The organism is Sphingopyxis sp. Q841 (genome assembly GCF_052384365.1).
Classification (GTDB): domain Bacteria; phylum Pseudomonadota; class Alphaproteobacteria; order Sphingomonadales; family Sphingomonadaceae; genus Sphingopyxis; species Sphingopyxis terrae_A.
This window is the reverse complement of the sequence record NZ_JBQSUM010000002.1, coordinates 278,621-294,642: the sequence shown is the minus strand read 5'-3', so window position 1 is coordinate 294,642 and position 16,022 is coordinate 278,621. Positions and strand designations below refer to the sequence as shown.

At 66.9% G+C, this 16,022-nt stretch carries 13 protein-coding genes; 7 read left to right on the top strand and 6 right to left on the bottom strand.

The genetic code is table 11. The annotated features are described in order from the left end of the window. Nucleotides 1–26: 26 nt before the first annotated feature. The 3 genes from ACT17R_RS11775 to ACT17R_RS11765 all read left to right on the top strand — a co-directional run bounded on the left by ACT17R_RS11775 (nt 27) and on the right by ACT17R_RS11765 (nt 4,263). The gene (locus tag ACT17R_RS11775) at nt 27–962 is read left to right on the top strand and encodes a FecR family protein (protein ID WP_444809494.1); all 936 of its coding nucleotides are present in this window, start codon (nt 27–29) and stop codon (nt 960–962) included. Beyond that, nucleotides 941–3,334 (top strand): TonB-dependent receptor domain-containing protein, encoded by a 2,394-nt coding sequence (locus ACT17R_RS11770; protein WP_263588514.1) that lies wholly within the window; start codon nt 941–943, stop codon nt 3,332–3,334. Before ACT17R_RS11775 ends, ACT17R_RS11770 begins: the two co-directional genes overlap by 22 nt. Nucleotides 3,335–3,462: 128 nt before the next feature. Further along, entirely contained in the window at nt 3,463–4,263 is an 801-nt protein-coding gene (locus ACT17R_RS11765; RefSeq protein WP_444809493.1) for a DUF2334 domain-containing protein, read from the top strand. Here the strand turns inward: ACT17R_RS11765 and ACT17R_RS11760 are convergent. From ACT17R_RS11760 to ACT17R_RS11750, 3 genes are read right to left on the bottom strand one after another with little or no spacing between them, the layout of a single operon-like run. Next, the gene (locus ACT17R_RS11760; RefSeq protein WP_062903183.1) at nt 4,218–5,399 is read right to left on the bottom strand and encodes a glycosyltransferase; all 1,182 of its coding nucleotides are present in this window, start codon (nt 5,397–5,399) and stop codon (nt 4,218–4,220) included. The two genes, ACT17R_RS11765 and ACT17R_RS11760, sit on opposite strands and share 46 nt — an antisense overlap. Before the next feature lie 4 nt (nt 5,400–5,403). Continuing rightward, nucleotides 5,404–5,934: a DUF2141 domain-containing protein gene (locus ACT17R_RS11755; protein ID WP_062902273.1), complete on the bottom strand. Its 531-nt coding sequence runs from the start codon at nt 5,932–5,934 to the stop codon at nt 5,404–5,406. Beyond that, complete coding sequence (locus ACT17R_RS11750; protein WP_234180225.1) at nt 5,931–6,854, bottom strand: hypothetical protein; 924 nt, start codon at nt 6,852–6,854, stop codon at nt 5,931–5,933. The genes ACT17R_RS11755 and ACT17R_RS11750 overlap by 4 nt, the downstream gene beginning before the upstream one ends. A 171-nt stretch (nt 6,855–7,025) precedes the next feature. Between ACT17R_RS11750 and ACT17R_RS11745 the strand changes: the two genes are divergently transcribed. Then, the gene (locus tag ACT17R_RS11745) at nt 7,026–8,240 is read left to right on the top strand and encodes a glycosyltransferase (RefSeq protein WP_444809492.1); all 1,215 of its coding nucleotides are present in this window, start codon (nt 7,026–7,028) and stop codon (nt 8,238–8,240) included. On the opposite strand, the gene ACT17R_RS11740 is transcribed toward ACT17R_RS11745, so the two are convergent. Continuing rightward, entirely contained in the window at nt 8,146–8,730 is a 585-nt protein-coding gene (locus ACT17R_RS11740) for a TetR/AcrR family transcriptional regulator (protein ID WP_165760685.1), read from the bottom strand. The genes ACT17R_RS11745 and ACT17R_RS11740 overlap by 95 nt on opposite strands. A 146-nt stretch (nt 8,731–8,876) precedes the next feature. Here ACT17R_RS11740 and ACT17R_RS11735 point away from each other — a divergent pair, with 146 nt between their 5' ends. Genes ACT17R_RS11735 through ACT17R_RS11725 form a run of 3 tightly spaced genes read left to right on the top strand, consistent with a single transcriptional unit; the run spans nt 8,877 to nt 14,673 of the window. After that, nucleotides 8,877–10,067 carry an efflux RND transporter periplasmic adaptor subunit gene (locus ACT17R_RS11735; protein ID WP_238929669.1) on the top strand — a complete coding sequence of 397 codons (1,191 nt, stop codon included), beginning with the start codon at nt 8,877–8,879 and terminating at the stop codon, nt 10,065–10,067. Next, nucleotides 10,064–13,261: an efflux RND transporter permease subunit gene (locus ACT17R_RS11730; protein ID WP_062902277.1), complete on the top strand. Its 3,198-nt coding sequence runs from the start codon at nt 10,064–10,066 to the stop codon at nt 13,259–13,261. Before ACT17R_RS11735 ends, ACT17R_RS11730 begins: the two co-directional genes overlap by 4 nt. Next, nucleotides 13,258–14,673 (top strand): TolC family protein, encoded by a 1,416-nt coding sequence (locus ACT17R_RS11725; protein WP_318153200.1) that lies wholly within the window; start codon nt 13,258–13,260, stop codon nt 14,671–14,673. The genes ACT17R_RS11730 and ACT17R_RS11725 overlap by 4 nt, the downstream gene beginning before the upstream one ends. A 74-nt stretch (nt 14,674–14,747) precedes the next feature. Here the strand turns inward: ACT17R_RS11725 and cydX are convergent, their stop codons facing one another. Beyond that, the gene (gene cydX / locus ACT17R_RS11720; RefSeq protein ID WP_003044383.1) at nt 14,748–14,858 is read right to left on the bottom strand and encodes a cytochrome bd-I oxidase subunit CydX; all 111 of its coding nucleotides are present in this window, start codon (nt 14,856–14,858) and stop codon (nt 14,748–14,750) included. Nucleotides 14,859–14,873: 15 nt separating this feature from the next. Continuing rightward, complete coding sequence (gene cydB, locus ACT17R_RS11715; protein WP_263588521.1) at nt 14,874–16,022, bottom strand: cytochrome d ubiquinol oxidase subunit II; 1,149 nt, start codon at nt 16,020–16,022, stop codon at nt 14,874–14,876.

Genomic DNA, 16,022 nt, shown 5'->3' with positions numbered 1-16,022 from the left:
CTAGCTGCGAAGGGACGGTTTTAGGCATGGCAAACGGCGCGGCAGAAAAGGAAGCGGTGGGCTGGTTCGTCCGGCAGCGCGACCCCGCGCATGCCGATTGGCCCGCCTTCACCGCGTGGCTGGAGGCCGATCCGGCGCACGCCGCAGCCTATGACCGGGTAGCGATCGCCGATGCGGCGATGACCGAGGCCCTCGCCGCGCGCCCCTTGGCCGCGGATCGCCCCGACGCCGCGCCTGCCAACGACAATGCCCCCGGATTCTTCCGCCGCTCTGGTGCAGTCGCCGCCGCGCTGCTTGTCGCGGTGAGCGCATGGCCGGTCTACCGCGTCGCGGTGCCGACCTATGCGGTCGAGACCGCGCTCGGCGAGCAGCGCAGCGTGACGCTGGACGACGGGACGGTGATAGACTTAAACGGCGGAACGCGCGTGACACTCGACCGCCGCAATCCGCGCATCGCCACGCTCGAAAGCGGCGAGGCGGTGTTCCGCGTCACCCACGATCCGGCCGATCCCTTCACCGTCGTATCGGGCGATATGCGGCTGCGCGATATCGGCACGGTCTTCAACGTCGCGCGCGAGGACGGACGTGCCGAAGTGAGCGTTGCCGAAGGTGCGGTGATGTTCGATCCCGATCGCGCGGCCCTGCTGCTCCGCGCGGGGCAGCGGCTGCTCATCGCACATAGCGGCGCGGCGCCGGTCGTCACCCGCGTCGATCCCGCAACGGTGGCGGGGTGGAAGACGGGCCGGCTCGATTTCACCGCGACACCGCTGTCGGATATTGCACCCGACCTGTCGCGCGCGCTTGGCGCCCCGATCGCCGTCGATCCCGCCATCGCCGATCGCACCTTTACGGGCACGATCCTGATCGACGGCAAGGATAGGGCCGCTATAGAAAAGATCGCGATCCTGATGGGCGTTTCGGCCCGCAAGGTCGGCGAGGAGTGGCGACTGACCGCGAACTGATGGTGCAGCGTTACAGGCAATGGGCGGCGGCCAGCCTCGTGGCGGCTCTGGCCCCCGCGTCGGTCCATGCCGCCGAGACGCATCGCTTTGCCATCGCTGCCGGCCGGCTCGACCAGGCGATCCTCGACCTCGGGCGCCAGGGCGGCGTCAGCGTCGCGCTTGCCGATCCTGCGATGGGCGAGATCCGGGTGCGCCGCGTCGCCGGCACGATGGACGTCGAAACCGCGCTCGCGCGGCTGCTGCGCGGCACCGGGCTGGGCGTGACGATCATCGACGCGCGCAGCTTTCGCATTGTGCGCGTCCCCGTCCGGGCGCGCCCGGCACCGCCGCCGCGCCGCCCGGCGCCGCGCCCCGCGGCTCCGCGCCCGGCCGACTCCGCGCCGCCCGAAGAGATTATCGTCACGGCCAGCAAGCGCGACACCTCGCTCGCCGACTATCCCGCTGCGGTCACGGTGATGCGCCTCGATGACAGTTTCGCGGGCGCGCCCGGGCAGCATGGTTCGGACGTCATCGTGCGCCAGCTTCCGTCGGTCAATTCGACCAACCTCGGCCCCGGCCGCAACAAACTGTTCATTCGCGGCGTCGCCGATTCAAGCTTCACCGGCCCGACGCAGGCGACGGTTGGGCAATATTTCGGCTACGCGCGGCTCAACTATAACGCGCCCGATCCCGACATCGCGCTCTATGACATCGACAAGATCGAGGTGCTGGAAGGGCCGCAGGGGACGCTTTACGGCGCCGGATCGCTCGGCGGCATCATCCGCATCGATCCGGCAAAGCCCGATAGCGGCGGTTTCGCGGCGCGGATGCAAGCGGGCTATGCACTGACCCAGCACGGCGCCGACAGCCACGATGCGGCGGCGACGCTCAACCTGCCGCTGTTGACCGACCGTGCTGCGCTGCGTGTCGTCGGCTATCATCGCATCGATGGCGGCTATATCGACGACAGCGCCCGCGGGCTGAGCAACGTCAACCGCAGCCGCATCTTCGGCGGGCGCGCGGCGCTGCGTGTGACACCGGGCGACGGCTGGACGATCGATGCGGGCTGGGTGCGGCAGGACATCCAGACGCGCGACGGTCAATATTCGGAGGCCGGGCTGCCCGACCTGACGCGGCAGAGCCTGATCGCGCAGCCCTTCGACAATGATTATTCGCTGCTTTACGCGACGGTCGAAAGAAGCTGGGGTCCGCTGGTGCTGCGATCGACTGGTGCGATCGTGTCGCACGATCTGGCGAACCGCTTCGATGCGTCGGCGCTCGGCGGCGGGAACCCCTTGGCCTTTACGCAGGATATTGGGATCCGCCAGCACGCCAATGAAACCACGCTGTCGCGGCAGGGCGCGCACGGGCATGGCTGGATCGCGGGGATCGGCATCACCGACGGGAAGGACCGGACCCGGCGCGCGCTTGGCGACCCCGCCGCGCCCGCCCCGATTGCCGATATTCTGAACGAACGCAGCGAGGTGGCGCTGTTCGGCGAATGGACCTTCGGCCTGGCGCCGCGGCTCAGCGCCAGCCTCGGCGGCCGCTATGCCCATACGCGTTTTTCGGGCGAGTTGATCGATCCCGCCAACCCGAACCCGCCCGAACCGCGCCGCGCCGTCGACTATTTCGTACCCGCCGCGTCGCTGCGCTGGAAGCCGGGGGGCGGGTGGCTGATCTACGGGCGCTATCAGGAGGGATTCCGACCCGGCGGCTTGTCGGTGAGCAGCCCGGGAAGCGCGGTCGCCTTCCAGTCGGACACCATTGCGACGTTCGAACTCGGCGCGCGGCGGGGCGCGCCCGATCATGATCCGCTCAGCGTGGCGCTGTCGGGCTCATACGCGCGCTGGGAATCGATCCAGGCCGACCTCGTCGATGCGCAGGGTTTTCCCTACACGGACAATATCGGCAATGGTTCGATTCTCGGATTCAGCGCGTCTGCGACGTGGAACGCCACCCCGTCGCTGCGCCTCGACGGCAGCGCCTTTCTCAACCACAGCAGCCTGACCCAGGCCGCACCGGCCTATGCGCGGGCGGAGGACAATGATCTGCCCAATATCGCGCAGTGGGGCGCGCGGGTGGGCGCGCGCTGGGTGCAGAGCGTCGGCGCCGATGCCCGCCTGTCGATTGCCGCCGATGCGCGCTATGTCGGCAAATCCTATCTCGGCGTCGGCAATCTGCTCGACATCAGCCAGGGCCGCTATGTCGACACGGCTCTGAACCTGCGTCTCGAGCGCGGGCGTTTCGGCTTTGCGCTAGGTGTCACGAACCTGTTCAACGCCGATCGTAACCGCTTTTCCTATGGGAACCCCTTCACTGTGGTCGCCGGTCGGCAGGAAACGCCGCTGCGGCCCCGCACCGTTAGGATTGGCCTGGATGCAGCCTTTTGAACGGAGGTTCAGCCGCGCGCGGCGGCGGCGCCTTTGCGGGCGCGGCGCGGGTGCGAGGCGCCTTGTCCGCGTTGCGGCTGCCCCAGACGAGCAAGCGATAGACCATCGCCATCAAGGACATGTCAGTCATGCGGCCCTCCGATAAATCCTCGCGCAAATTCCTCGCCTCGATCCACGACGTCAGCCCGCGCTTCGCCGACGAGGTCGATCGCCTGCTCGATCAACTCGTCCGCCACCTTGGTGGGCCGAAGGTCGCGATGCTGGTCGTTCCCGACCATTGGGACAGCGCGCCGATCGCCGAAGACCGGGGCTTTCAGAGCCGCCTGCGCGGCTGGGCCGACGCGGGTGTTGAAATGTTTGTGCATGGCTGGGCGCATCGCGACGACAGCCGGCACAGCGGAGCGCTCGACGGCTTCCGCGCGCGCCACATGACGGCGGGCGAGGGCGAGTTCCTCGGCCTTGACCATGCCACCGCGCTGGCGCGGATGACGGCGGCCAAGAAACTGGTTGAGGACGTGACAGGGGTTGCCGCAACCGGTTTCATCGCGCCCGCGTGGCTCTACGGAGCTGGGGCTCTGTCCGCTTTGCCACAGGCCGGATTTACGATGGCCGAGGATCATATGAAGGTGTGGAATCCGCAAACCGGCGCGGTGCTCGCGCGCGGTCCGGTCATCACCTGGGCAAGCCGCAGCAGGGCGCGGATTGCCAGTTCCTTGTTGTTTTCTGCGCTCGCGCGGCATGCGCTGAAGCCGATGCGCGACGTGCGCGTCGCGTTGCATCCGGGCGATGCGCATGTGCCCAGCCTTGTGACCAGCATCGACAAATGCTGTGCCGCGCTGCTCGCCGGACGCCGGGTCGCCCGCTATGGGGATCTCGCGGCCGATCATGCCGCCACCCGCGACGAACGCGCGGCGATCAGCGCGTCATAATGGCGGAGCAGGTCCGCGACATGGTCGCGGTCCGACCGGACGGCGATGGCGGCACGGCGCGCCGCCTGACGGACCGCCGCGCGATCGCGCGCGCAGAAGCGGGCGATGGCCTGCGTCGCTGCGGCGGCATCGCGTGCGGCATAGGTTTCCGCAAAATCCTGGCGAGCGATCTCGGCACAGCCGCCCTCGTCGGGGACGATCAACGGCAGGCCCGACGCCAGCGCTTCCGACGCCACCAGGCCGAAGGTTTCGCCTTCGCATCCGTGGATCAGCGCGTCGCAGCTCGCCATCAGCGTTGCCAGTTGCGGCCGGTCATAGATTGGCTGGAACATGCGGATATGCGGATTGCCGCCGACCTGCTTGCGCAGCGCGGCGCTCGCCGGTCCCTTGCCGATCAGGATCAGGCCGACGGGTTCGCGGGCGGCGGCCGCCTGCACCGCGTCGATCACCATGTCCCATCGCTTTTCGCCATGGTGCCGCCCGATGCCGACCAGCAGCGTGGCGCTTTCGGGAAGGTCGCATTGCGCCAGCAGGTCGGCGCGCAGGCTGGCGTCGCGCAGGGTCGGTGAAAAGGCGGCGCGATCGATGCCCAGCGCGACGCAATGCGCCGGACCGATGTGGCGGTCGCTCAGCCGCTTGCCCAGCGAATCGCCGCAGACCACCAGACTGTCGAACAGCGGCATCGCGCGGCGCAGATAACGATTGAACCATTCGAAGGCGGCGTCGATCTTTTCGCGCGAGGCGATCCGTCCGAACCAGCGCTGCGGATAGGATACGACCGGGTCGCTGTGCAGGAAAAAGACCTTCGCGGCGTCGCCGGCCCATTTTCCGACGATCCACGCGGGGCGCCAGGGCGAAGAGGCTTCGACGACATCGGGGTGCAACCGGTCGAGCCAGGCATGGATCGGCGCCGCATCCCAGAACATGCGATAATTGGCATCGAACGGCAGCGGCGGCGCCTTGACCCAGATGATCCGGCCGCCGGTCGCGCGCACTTCCTCGCGATCCTCGGCGCCGGGCGCGAGGACGATCAGTTCGTGGCCGGCTTCGGCAAGCAACTGCATCTTGCGGTCGACATAGGAGCGGATGCCGCCGCCGGTGGGGGAATAGAATTCGCAGACGTCGACGATCCGCATCACCTCAATCCTTCTTGACCGGCGAAAAGCCCAGGCCGTGGAAATAATTCATCATCACGTGCATTTCCGTGACACCGCTGCCCAGCGTCACCGCGGCCTTTGCCGATTTGGGTTTGCTCCACCCCAATTTGGGATTGCCGGGAAAGCCGACGCCGTCGGAGGAAAAGCTGAACTTGTGCTTGCCGTCGCGGTCGTGGATCATCGCGAAGCTGAAGCGGCCAGGCCGCGGCGCCCGGATGCACACCGCGACCGGACCGGCGGCGGGGGCCGCAAATTCGATGCGGCGGAAATCCTTGCCCGCTTTCTGAAGGACGAAATCATCCTCCAGAAAATCCTTGTCGTTGCTCGGGAACAGCTCGACCCGGATCCGTCCCTTGCGGTCCTTCAGCCCGTCGAGCCAGACGAGCAGCGCCGGCGTTGTCGAACCCGCGGCGCAGGCGGGCGCGTCGCCATAGACCGCGGCGCGTGCGGACGGCACCATTGCGGCTGAAGCCAGCATGGCGGCGGCGAGGGCAGGGAAGCGGAAGCGGGTCATGCGGCCGCTCCCTTGCGCAGCGGCAGCCAGGTCAGCGCAAAGACGATGACGTGGCAGAGCAGGGTCAGCGCGACTGTCAGAGCCACGAGCCGCGTCACCGCGGCGTCGTTGCCGACCAGAAAGACCGCCAGATTGGCAAAGACGATGTCCTTGTTGGGGACGAGCGGCAGGCGCGCGACGAGTTGGCGTCCCGTCACGAGCAGCATCCAGAGCGCGAGCGGCACGAGCGGCAGCGCAAGATGCCAGCACAGCGCGAGCAGCCCGGTGTAGGCGATGGTGCGGACGAGGTGGATCAGGAACACCCAGCGCAGTTCACTCGCAGGAAGCGAGAACAGGCGGCCGCGGAAGAGCAGGATGGCGAGCGACAGGGCGAGCATGACCCCTACCGACCCCAGGATCGGGCGGATATGCTCGGCGGGCAGCAGCGAATAGGCGAAGGGCGTGGCGATAGCGAGCAGTGCCAGCGTGAAGATGTTGCCGACGACCGCCGACAGGATGCTGACATCCTTGATCGCCGCGAAAGGCGCCGCGACCATGTTGAGCCGCGTCCGGGCCCAGGCGTAGAAATAGGCTTCCCCCGAATAGCCGAGCAAAATCTCGTTCGCGACCAGCTTGCGCAGGATCGGCACGATGCCCGACAGCGGCAGGCCCCACAGCCGCCGGAAAATCACCAGATCGGACAGCGGCTGCACCGCATAGATGGCAAGGAAGACCAGATAGAATAGCGGGTTGGTGGGCAGCGCCTCGTGCAGCGCGGCCAGTCCGCCGCCCAAAAGCTCGCGTATCAGTCCGGCGAGCAGCGCCAGGCTGAGCAGGCCGCTGACCAGCGCCGGCCAGCGGCTGCGGATTGGTGTCAGCGGCTCAAGTGCGGCGAGGGGGGGCGTCGGTGTGGGGGCTGTGGCAACCGTCAATCCGTTCACGCTTTTATCCCGTTAGTATCGTTTCCAGCGATTTTTCGCTTCTTCAGCTTCAGACGCCGCGGCGCGGCCGATCCCGCATCGGCGCGGTGCGGAAAATCGACGCGCGCGGCGTCTTGTCGATGGAAGGGCGTCCGACACGGGCGCCGGTATGGCATCGGAAAGGCCTGCGGCGTGGCGCGAGCGCAGCACATCGTCATCATTTTCCACGATTTTTCGTTCGGAGGGACCGAGATGATCGCGCTGCGGCTGGCGCGCGAATGGGTGGCGCAGGGGCGCCGCGTCACCTTGCTTTGCGGCACATTCGATGGTCCGCTGCGCTCCGCCGTGCCGCGCGGGGTACACACCGAACGCCTCGAACCCGAAATTCCCAGAACGCCGCTTTCGCGCCTGCGCCTGCGGCGTGCGCTGTCGGCGGCGATCGCTCGCCTGCGGCCGGACGTCCTCTTTCTGCCGGGCAATTTTCATCATGTGCTGGCGGGCGCCGTGCGCGATTTGCCGCGGCGGCCGAAGGTCGTGGCGAAGATCAGCAATCCGCTGGCGCCTTCGGCGATCCCGGCGCTACGCGCGCTGCTTGCGCGGGCCTTTCGTTGGGCGGCGCGCGATGTCGACTGGTTCGCCGCCATGTCGACCGGGCTCGCGGACGATGTGCGTGCGCTGACGGGACGCGCGGAGGTCAGCGTGATCTTCGATCCCAATATCGACACGATCATAAATTTGCCGGCAGCCAGGAAGGTGCCGGGCACCGGGCCGCTGCATCTGCTGGCGGCGGGGCGACTCGTCGAGCAGAAGGATTTCGGTCTCGCGGTGCGCGTTGTCGCCGAACTGGCCAAGCATCGCGACGTGCGGCTGACCATTGCGGGCGACGGGCCCGACGCGCCGCGGCTGGCGCGGCTGGCGCGGCGTTTGGGCGTTGCGGACCGGATTGCGCTACCGGGGCGCCTGGCATCGATCGGGCCGGCGCTCGACCATGCCGACCTGCTGCTGATTACCTCGCGCTACGAAGGCGGGCCTGCCGTTGCGGTCGAAGCGCTCGAACGCGGCGTTCCGGTTATCGCCACCGACTGTTCGCATTTCCTGCGAGATTTGCTCGCGGACGGTGATTGCGGCGCGATCGTCCCCAGCCGCGAACCGGCGGCGATTGCCGAGGCGATGCTCGAATGGATCGACCGGCAGGATCGCCGACCCTTTTCTCCGGCGGTCGTTACCGAGCCTTTCGGCACGGCTTTCGCTGCGCGCCGCTATCTCGATCTTTTCGACCGTCTGGCCGGGGCGGGCGGTTGCGCCGCGGCGGTCAGCAGGTCAACGCCGCCGCGAACAGGCAGCGAAAGCGCTCGACGCACTCGGCCCCTTCTTCGGCATCGAGTTCGAAATTATCGACCTTCATGATCGTCCGCAGGACGCCGACGCCCATCAGGATCGCCAGCAGCATATTGGCGCGCATCTCGCCCTGATCGCCGCCGATCGTTCCGGCGAGCGGCTCCAGAACGTCGCGGTTCACCAGTTCGCGGATGATATCGCCCGCCTTGGGAGACGAGGCCGAGCGCAGCATGATGACGAACATCTCCATGCGATGATGGCGGTCGGCGTCGTCGTCTTCGGCGACGAGTTGCGCCAGAAAACCGGGTAATTCGTCGATGCTTTTGGGCTCGCGGAACAGATGCGGCTTTGCTTCGTCGCTGACGACTTCGCGGAACAGCCCTTCCTTGCCGCCGAAATAGCGGCTGATCAGCGCGACATCGACCCCGGCATCACCCGCAATGTCGCGCAGTCCGACATTTTCATACGCCTCGCGCAGAAAGCGTTGGTGCGCGGCCGCCAATATCGACGCGCGGGTTGCAACGGCATCGCGCCGCTTGATGGTTGAGCTTCTCTCCATTTTTGCGTCCATAATGGTGAATGAGAATAAATCAACAACTGTTGACTTACGATGAACGGCCCACTAGTTGACAGCGACCGTCATCGCGCAACTTCCCCCCTCCCTGTGGCGCGATGGCGGAACGCTTCAACAGAAAAGACAAGATCATGCAAAAGCGCTTTCTCCTCGCGCCCGTCCTGTGCCTTTCGTTCGCGCTGGCTGCCTGTTCGGGCGGCGGCGACCAAGGACAGGGCGGTCCGCCGTCGCTTCCCGTCACCGTGTCTCAGCCCCTCGTCCGCGACGTGACGGAGTGGGATGATTTTGTCGGCCGTTTCGAAGCGATCGACAGTGTCGAAGTGCGGCCGCGCGCCTCGGGATATTTGCAGCGCGTACACTTTGCCGACGGCCAATATGTGCGGGCCGGGCAGCTTCTCTTTTCGATCGATGCGCGCCCGAACCAGGCGGCGCTCGATCAGGCGCGCGCGCAGTTGGCGCGCGCCAACGCGACCTTGGCGAACGCAAAAACCGAATTCGCGCGCTCGGCGACACTGGCCGCATCGCAAGCGGCGAGTACCGAGGAGGTCGAGCAGCGCCGTGCCGCGGTGCGCGCCGGCGAAGCCGATGTGGCGGCGGCGCAGGCCGCGGTGCGATCGGCGCAGCTCAACGTCGGCTTCACGCGCGTGACCGCACCGATTTCGGGGCGTATTTCGCAGCGGCTGGTCGATCCCGGCAATGCGGTCACCGCCGATCAGACGGTGTTGACGACGATCGTGTCGACGAGCCCCATCCATTTCAGCTTCCAGGGTTCCGAGGCGAGCCTGCTCGGCTATGAACGCCGCGGCGACAAGCTCGACGGCGCGCCGGTGCGTATCCGCCTGCAAGGACAGCAGGATTATGCGATTTCGGGCCGGATCGACTTTGTCGACAACGCACTGTCGAACGGATCGGGGACGATCACCGTCCGCGCCGTCGTGCCCAACCCCGATGGCAAGCTGCGCCCGGGCATGTTCGGCCAGCTTCAGCTTGCGGCTTCGGCGCCGCACGCCGCCGTCATGGTTCCCGACACCGCCATCGTCACCGATGCGGCGCGGCGCCTGGTCTATGTGATCGGCGACAAGAATGTGGTGCAGGCGCGCCCGGTCGAGCTTGGCCCCGTCATCGACGGGCTGCGCGTGATCCGTTCGGGCATCACCGCCAAGGATCGCGTCGTCGTCGGCGGCATCCAGCGCGCGATGCCGGGCAAGCCCGCGAAGATCGAGGCGGGCCGGATCGGTGCCGATGGCAAGGTCGTGCCCGCCAAGGCGGCCGCGAAGCCTGCCGCGGCGGGCGCTGCAGCGGGCAAGGGCGGCGCACAGTGAATTTCAGCCGATTTTTCGTCGACCGCCCGATCTTCGCGGCGGTCATCGCCATCTTCATCACGCTGATCGGCGCCTTTGCCTATCCGCAGCTTCCGCTCGCCCAATATCCGGAGATCGCGCCGCCGACGATCAGCATCACCGCATCCTATCCCGGCGCCTCGCCCGACACGATCGCCGAAACGGTGTCGTCGACCATCGAGCAGGAGGTCAACGGCGTCGAGAATATGCTCTATATCCAGTCGTCCTCGACGCAGGGTCTGGCGCAGATAACGGTGACATTCCAGCCAGGCACCGACCTCGATGCGGCGCAGGTGCTCGTTCAGAACCGCGTTGCGCTCGCCGAACCGCGCCTGCCCGAACAGGTGCGCCAGATCGGCGTGCAGGTGAACAAGCAGGAAACCGGCTTCCTGATGATCGTCGCGCTGACGACGACCGATCCGGCGATCGACCTCGATTATGTCGGCAACTATGCCAATTCGACGCTGCGCGACCGGCTGCTGCGCCTGAAGGGCGTCGGCGGGGTGCAGATTTTCGGCGGCGGCTATTATTCGATGCGCGTGTGGATCGACCCCGACAAGGCCGCCGCGCGCAACCTGACCGCGACCGAGATTGTCGCGGCGCTGCAGAGCCAGAATGTCCAAGTCGCCGGCGGCTCGGTCGGCGCGCCGCCCTATGGCAAGGGCAATCCCGCGTTCGAGCTTCCGGTCGAAGTGCCGGGACGCCTCGTGACGCCCGAACAATTCGCCAATGTCGTGATCAAGACCGATACGCAGAATGGCGCGATCACGCGGCTGAAGGACGTCGCGCGGGTCGAGCTTGGCAGTCAGGATTATGGCGTGCGCGGCGTTTTCAACGGCCAGCCGGGCGTCGGCATGGCGGTGATCCAGCAGCCGGGCGCCAACGCGCTCGATGCCGCGAAGCTGGTGCTCGACGAGGTCAAGGCGGCGTCGAAGGACTTCCCGCCGGGGCTGGAATATCAGATCCCCTTCAACCCGACCGAATATGTGCAGGCGTCGGTGAGCGCGGTGCAGGAAACGCTGATCGAGGCGATCATCCTCGTCGTCATCGTCGTGCTCGTCTTTCTGCAGACCTGGCGCGCGGCGATCATCCCGATCATCGCGATTCCGGTGGCGCTCATCGGCACCTTTGCGGTGCAGCTGGCGCTCGGCTTTTCGATCAACTCGCTGTCGCTGTTCGCGCTGGTGCTCGCGGTCGGCATCGTCGTCGACGACGCGATCGTGGTCGTCGAGGCGGTCGAGAAGCATATTCGTCAGGGCCTCACCCCGCGCGAAGCCGCGCACCGGACGATGAGCGAAGTGTCGGGCGCGCTGATCGCGATCGGCCTCGTCCTTGTCGCGGTGTTCGTGCCGACGGCCTTCATCCCCGGCATCCCCGGTATCTTCTATCAGCAATTCGCGGTAACGATCGCGGCGGCGACGGTCTTTTCGCTGCTGACGTCGCTTACCCTGTCGCCCGCGATGGCGGCGCTGCTGCTAAAGCCACACGAGGAGCATCACGCCGAACCGAAAAACCGGATCATGCGCGTGGTCCGCCGCGCCGCGAACAGGTTCAACGACGGGTTCGACCGACTGTCCGAACGCTATGGCACCACCACCGCGTCGCTGATCCGCAAGACGGCGCTGATGCTGGGCATCTATGCGGTACTGCTCGCCGCGACCGGCTGGCGCCTCGCAGATACGCCGACGGGCTTCATCCCCGATCAGGATCAGGGCGTGCTGATCGGCGTGGTTCAGCTTCCGCCCGGCGCGTCGCTCGATCGCACGAGCGAGGTGCTGGCGCGCGCGCAGAAGACGGTGTCGCAGATCGACGGCGTCGAGAGCATCGCGACCTTTTCGGGGCTCGACGGCGCGAGCTTTTCGACCGCATCGAACGCGGGCACGATGTTCATCCGTCTGAAGGACTGGAGCGAGCGCGGCAGCGATCTGAGCGCCAGCGCATTGTCGGGCAAGCTGTCGGGCGTCCTCGCGATGGCGCTCCCTGAAGCAAACGCCTTCGTCATCGCGCCGCCCGCGGTGCAGGGCCTCGGTAACGGCAACGGCTTCACCATGATGCTGCAGGCGCGCGAGGGGCAAAACTATCGCGACCTTGAAAAGGTGACGCAGGCGATGATGGGCGGGGCGCAGCAGGTGCCCGACGTCACGCAGGTCTTTTCGCTGTTCAACACCGGAAGCCCGCGCATCTTCGCCGATGTCGATCGTGACAAGGCGCAGATATTGGGCGTCGACCCGAGCCAGGTCTACGCCGCGCTCGGCACCTATCTTGCCTCGACCTATGTCAACGACTTCAACTTCCTTGGCCGCACCTTCCGCGTCACGGCTCAGGCCGAACCAAGCGCGCGCAGCCGGATCGAGGATGTGGGCCGATTGCAGGTGCGGTCCTCGTCGGGCGAGATGGTTCCGCTCTCGTCGGTCGCGACCTTCCGCGACGACAGCGGTCCGACCCGCGTCGTGCGTTACAATCTGTTCCCCGCGGTCGAACTGCAGGGACAGGCGGCGCCGGGCGTCTCATCGGGTGCGGCGTTGACCTCGATGGAGGGACTGGCCGCGAAGACGATGCCGCAGGGCTTTTCCTATGAATGGACGGGCCTTGCCTATCAGGAAAAGCAGGCGGGGAGCAGCGCGGTGCTGATCTTCCTGCTCGCGGTGGTCTTCGTCTTCCTGGTGCTGGCGGCGCAATATGAATCGCTGCCGCTGCCGCTCGCGGTGATCCTGATCGTGCCGATGTGCATATTGGCGGCGATGCTTGGCGTGAACCTGCGCGGGATGGACAATAATATCCTGACGCAAGTCGGGCTGGTCGTGCTGATTGCGCTCGCGGCGAAGAACGCGATCCTGATCGTCGAATTCGCCAAGCAGGCGGAGGAAGAGGAGGGGATGGCTCCGCTCGACGCCGCGGTTCACGCCGCGCAGTCGCGCCTGCGTCCGATCCTGATGACCAGCTTTGCCTTCATCTTCGGCGTCATTCCGCTCGCGGTGGCAAGCGGGCCGGGGCAGGAAATGCGCCAGGCACTCGGCACGGCGGTGACGTTCGGCATGCTCGGCGTCACCATATTCGGGCTGATCTTCACGCCGATCTTCTACGTCGTGTCGCGCAAGCTGGGCTATCGCGTCCAGCAATGGTTCGCGCGCGGCCGCACCAACAAGGGCGGCGATGCGCCGCTGGAGATGCCATGATGAGCCGTAATGTCCTGCTGGCCGGTGCCGCCGCGCTTGCACTGTCGGGCTGTGCCGTCGGTCCGGCCTATGTGTCGCCGACCCCCGCCGCTCCCGGACAGACGCCTTTCCTCGAGGCAGGCAAATCGCCCGCCTTCACCGGCGAGCAGCCGGCGGGGCATTGGTGGAGCCTGTTCGGCGACCCGACGCTCGACGCGCTCGTCGAAGAGGCGCTCGCCGCCAATACCGATCTGCGCGTCGCCGCCGCCAATCTGGCACAGGCGCGCGCGGTGTTGAAGGAATCGCGAGCGGGGCGCCTGCCGACCACCGGAATAAGCGCCAGCGGCACCTACGCCCGCCAGCCGGGCAGTGTCACCGGCATCGGCCCGGTCGAGGGCGAAAGCTATGATGTCGGGCTCGACATCGGTTATCAGGTCGATCTGTTCGGGCGCGTCGAAAGTGCGATCCGCGCGAGCCGCGCAGATGCCGACGCGGTGCAGGCGGCCTTCGACCTGACGCGCATCACGGTCGCGGCGGAAACGACGCGCGCCTATGCTGACGTCTGCGCCTACAACCGCCAGCTTGCGGTGGCGGAGGAAACGCTGCGCATTCAGGAACAGACCTTCGACCTGACGCGCCGGCTGTTCGAAGGCGGGCGCGCGACGCGGCTCGACACCGGGCAGGCAGGGGCGCTGTTGGAACAGACGCGCGCGACCCTGCCGACCTTGAAGGCGCAGCGCGCCGGGGCGCTCTATCGCCTTGCGCTGCTGACTGGCAAGCCGCCCGCCGAAGCGCCGCAGGCCGCGTTGCAATGCCAGGCGCCGCCCGAACTCGACCGTCCGATTCCGGTCGGTGACGGCGCCGCGCTGCTCGCCCGTCGCCCGGATATTCGCCGGGCCGAGCGCCAGCTCGCCGCCGCCGCGGCGCGCGTCAATGTTGCGACCGCCGACCTTTATCCCAGCATCAGCATCGGCGGGTCTGTGGGATCGACCGCCGACGCGGTGTCGGGGCTGGGCAAGTCCGACAGCTTCCGCTTTTCGATCGGGCCGCTGATTTCGTGGAGCTTTCCGAACATCGCGGTCGCGCGTTCGCGGCTGAAGCAGGCGGAGGCCGGCGCCGACGCGGCGCTGGCGACCTTCGACGGCACCTGGCTCGGCGCGCTTCAGGAAACCGAAAGCGCGCTCGCCAACTATGCCGGCGAACTCGACCGGCTTGCCGCGCTACGCCGTGCAGCGGACGAAGCGGGCGAGGCGGCGCGGATCGCGCGGCTTCGCTATCAGGCGGGGCGCGAGAATTTTCAGGTCGTACTCGATGCCGAGCGCTCGTTGGCGCAGATCCAGGCGAGCATCGCCCAGTCCGAACAGCAGCGCGCGACCTATCTGGTCGCGCTGTTCCTGGCGCTGGGCGGCGGCTGGCAGGACGGCGCCGCCTAAGGCGCCGATCTCGTGAAAGAAAAAGGCCGGTGCAGCGTGGGCTGCGCCGGCCTTTTTCATGGCTGCTTTGCCGGTCAGAGCGTCGCGTCGTCGTCGGCGGGCGAGTGGAATTCGTGCCACAAGCCGTTCAATATGCCGAAGCCGACCGCGAGGCCGAGGCCGAGTACCCAGGTAAAATACCACATGGCGTGTTCCTCCGGTCAGTAGAAATCGAGGTTGGTGCGAACGTCGTCGAGCGTGACGCGGCCGAACAACACCTTGAGCACCCACGCCGTGTAGGCGAGGACGATGGGCAGGAAGATCAGGGTCACGACGAGCATGATCCACAAGGTGAGGTGGCTCGACGAGGCATTCCAGACCATCAGGCTCGAATGCGGGTCGATCGAGCTGGGCAGGATGAAAGGGAACATCGACAGGCCGACCGTCGAGATGATCCCGACCACCGCGAGCGCCGAGCCGACGAAGAGCAGGCTCTGCTTGCGCCCGGCGATCGCGACATAGGCGAGGATCGGGCCCAGGAAGCCGAGGATCGGCGCGAGCAGCATCCACGGGTGGCGCCCATAATTGTCGAGCCATGCGCCCGCCGCCGGGACTGACGTTGCCCACAGCGGGTTCGAGGGGCCGGCGGGATCGAGTTCGCCCTCCAGCCGGTAGCCAATGTTCGTCGTGGCGACCATCGCGCCGCCGATTGCGAACAGCGCGATGACGAGCAGCGCGGCGATCTTGCCCCAGCGGCGCGCCCGGTCCATCACGACGCCGTCTTCGGCCTTGAGCGCGAGCCAGCCGGCGCCGTGCAGCACGACCATCGCCACCGACAGCAGGCCGGTGAGCAAGGTGAAGGGCGAAAAGAGGCCGAGCAGCGAGCCTTCGTAAAAGGCGCGCAGGTCGCTATCGAGGCGGAAGGGTGCGCCCAGAAGGACGTTGCCGACCGCGACCCCGAACACCAGTGCGGGGACGAAACCGCCGACGAACAGCGCCCAATCCCAGCGGCTGCGCCAGGCGGGATCGTCGTGCTTCGAGCGATATTTGAATGCCACGGGGCGCAGGATCAGCGCCGCGAGGACAAGGAATATCGCGAGATAGAAGCCCGAAAAGCTGATCGCATAGACAAAGGGCCATGCGGCGAAGATCGCGCCGCCGCCTAGGATCAGCCAAACCTGATGCCCCTCCCAAGTCGGGGCGATGCTGTTGATTGCCAGCCGCCGTTCCTCGTCGGTCCGCGCGATGAAGGGCAGCAGCGCGGCGACGCCGAGGTCGTAGCCGTCGGTGAGCGTGAAGCCGATCAGCAGCACGCCGAGAAGCAGCCACCAGATCAGGCGGAGCGTTTCATAGTCGAAGGGAATCGCCAT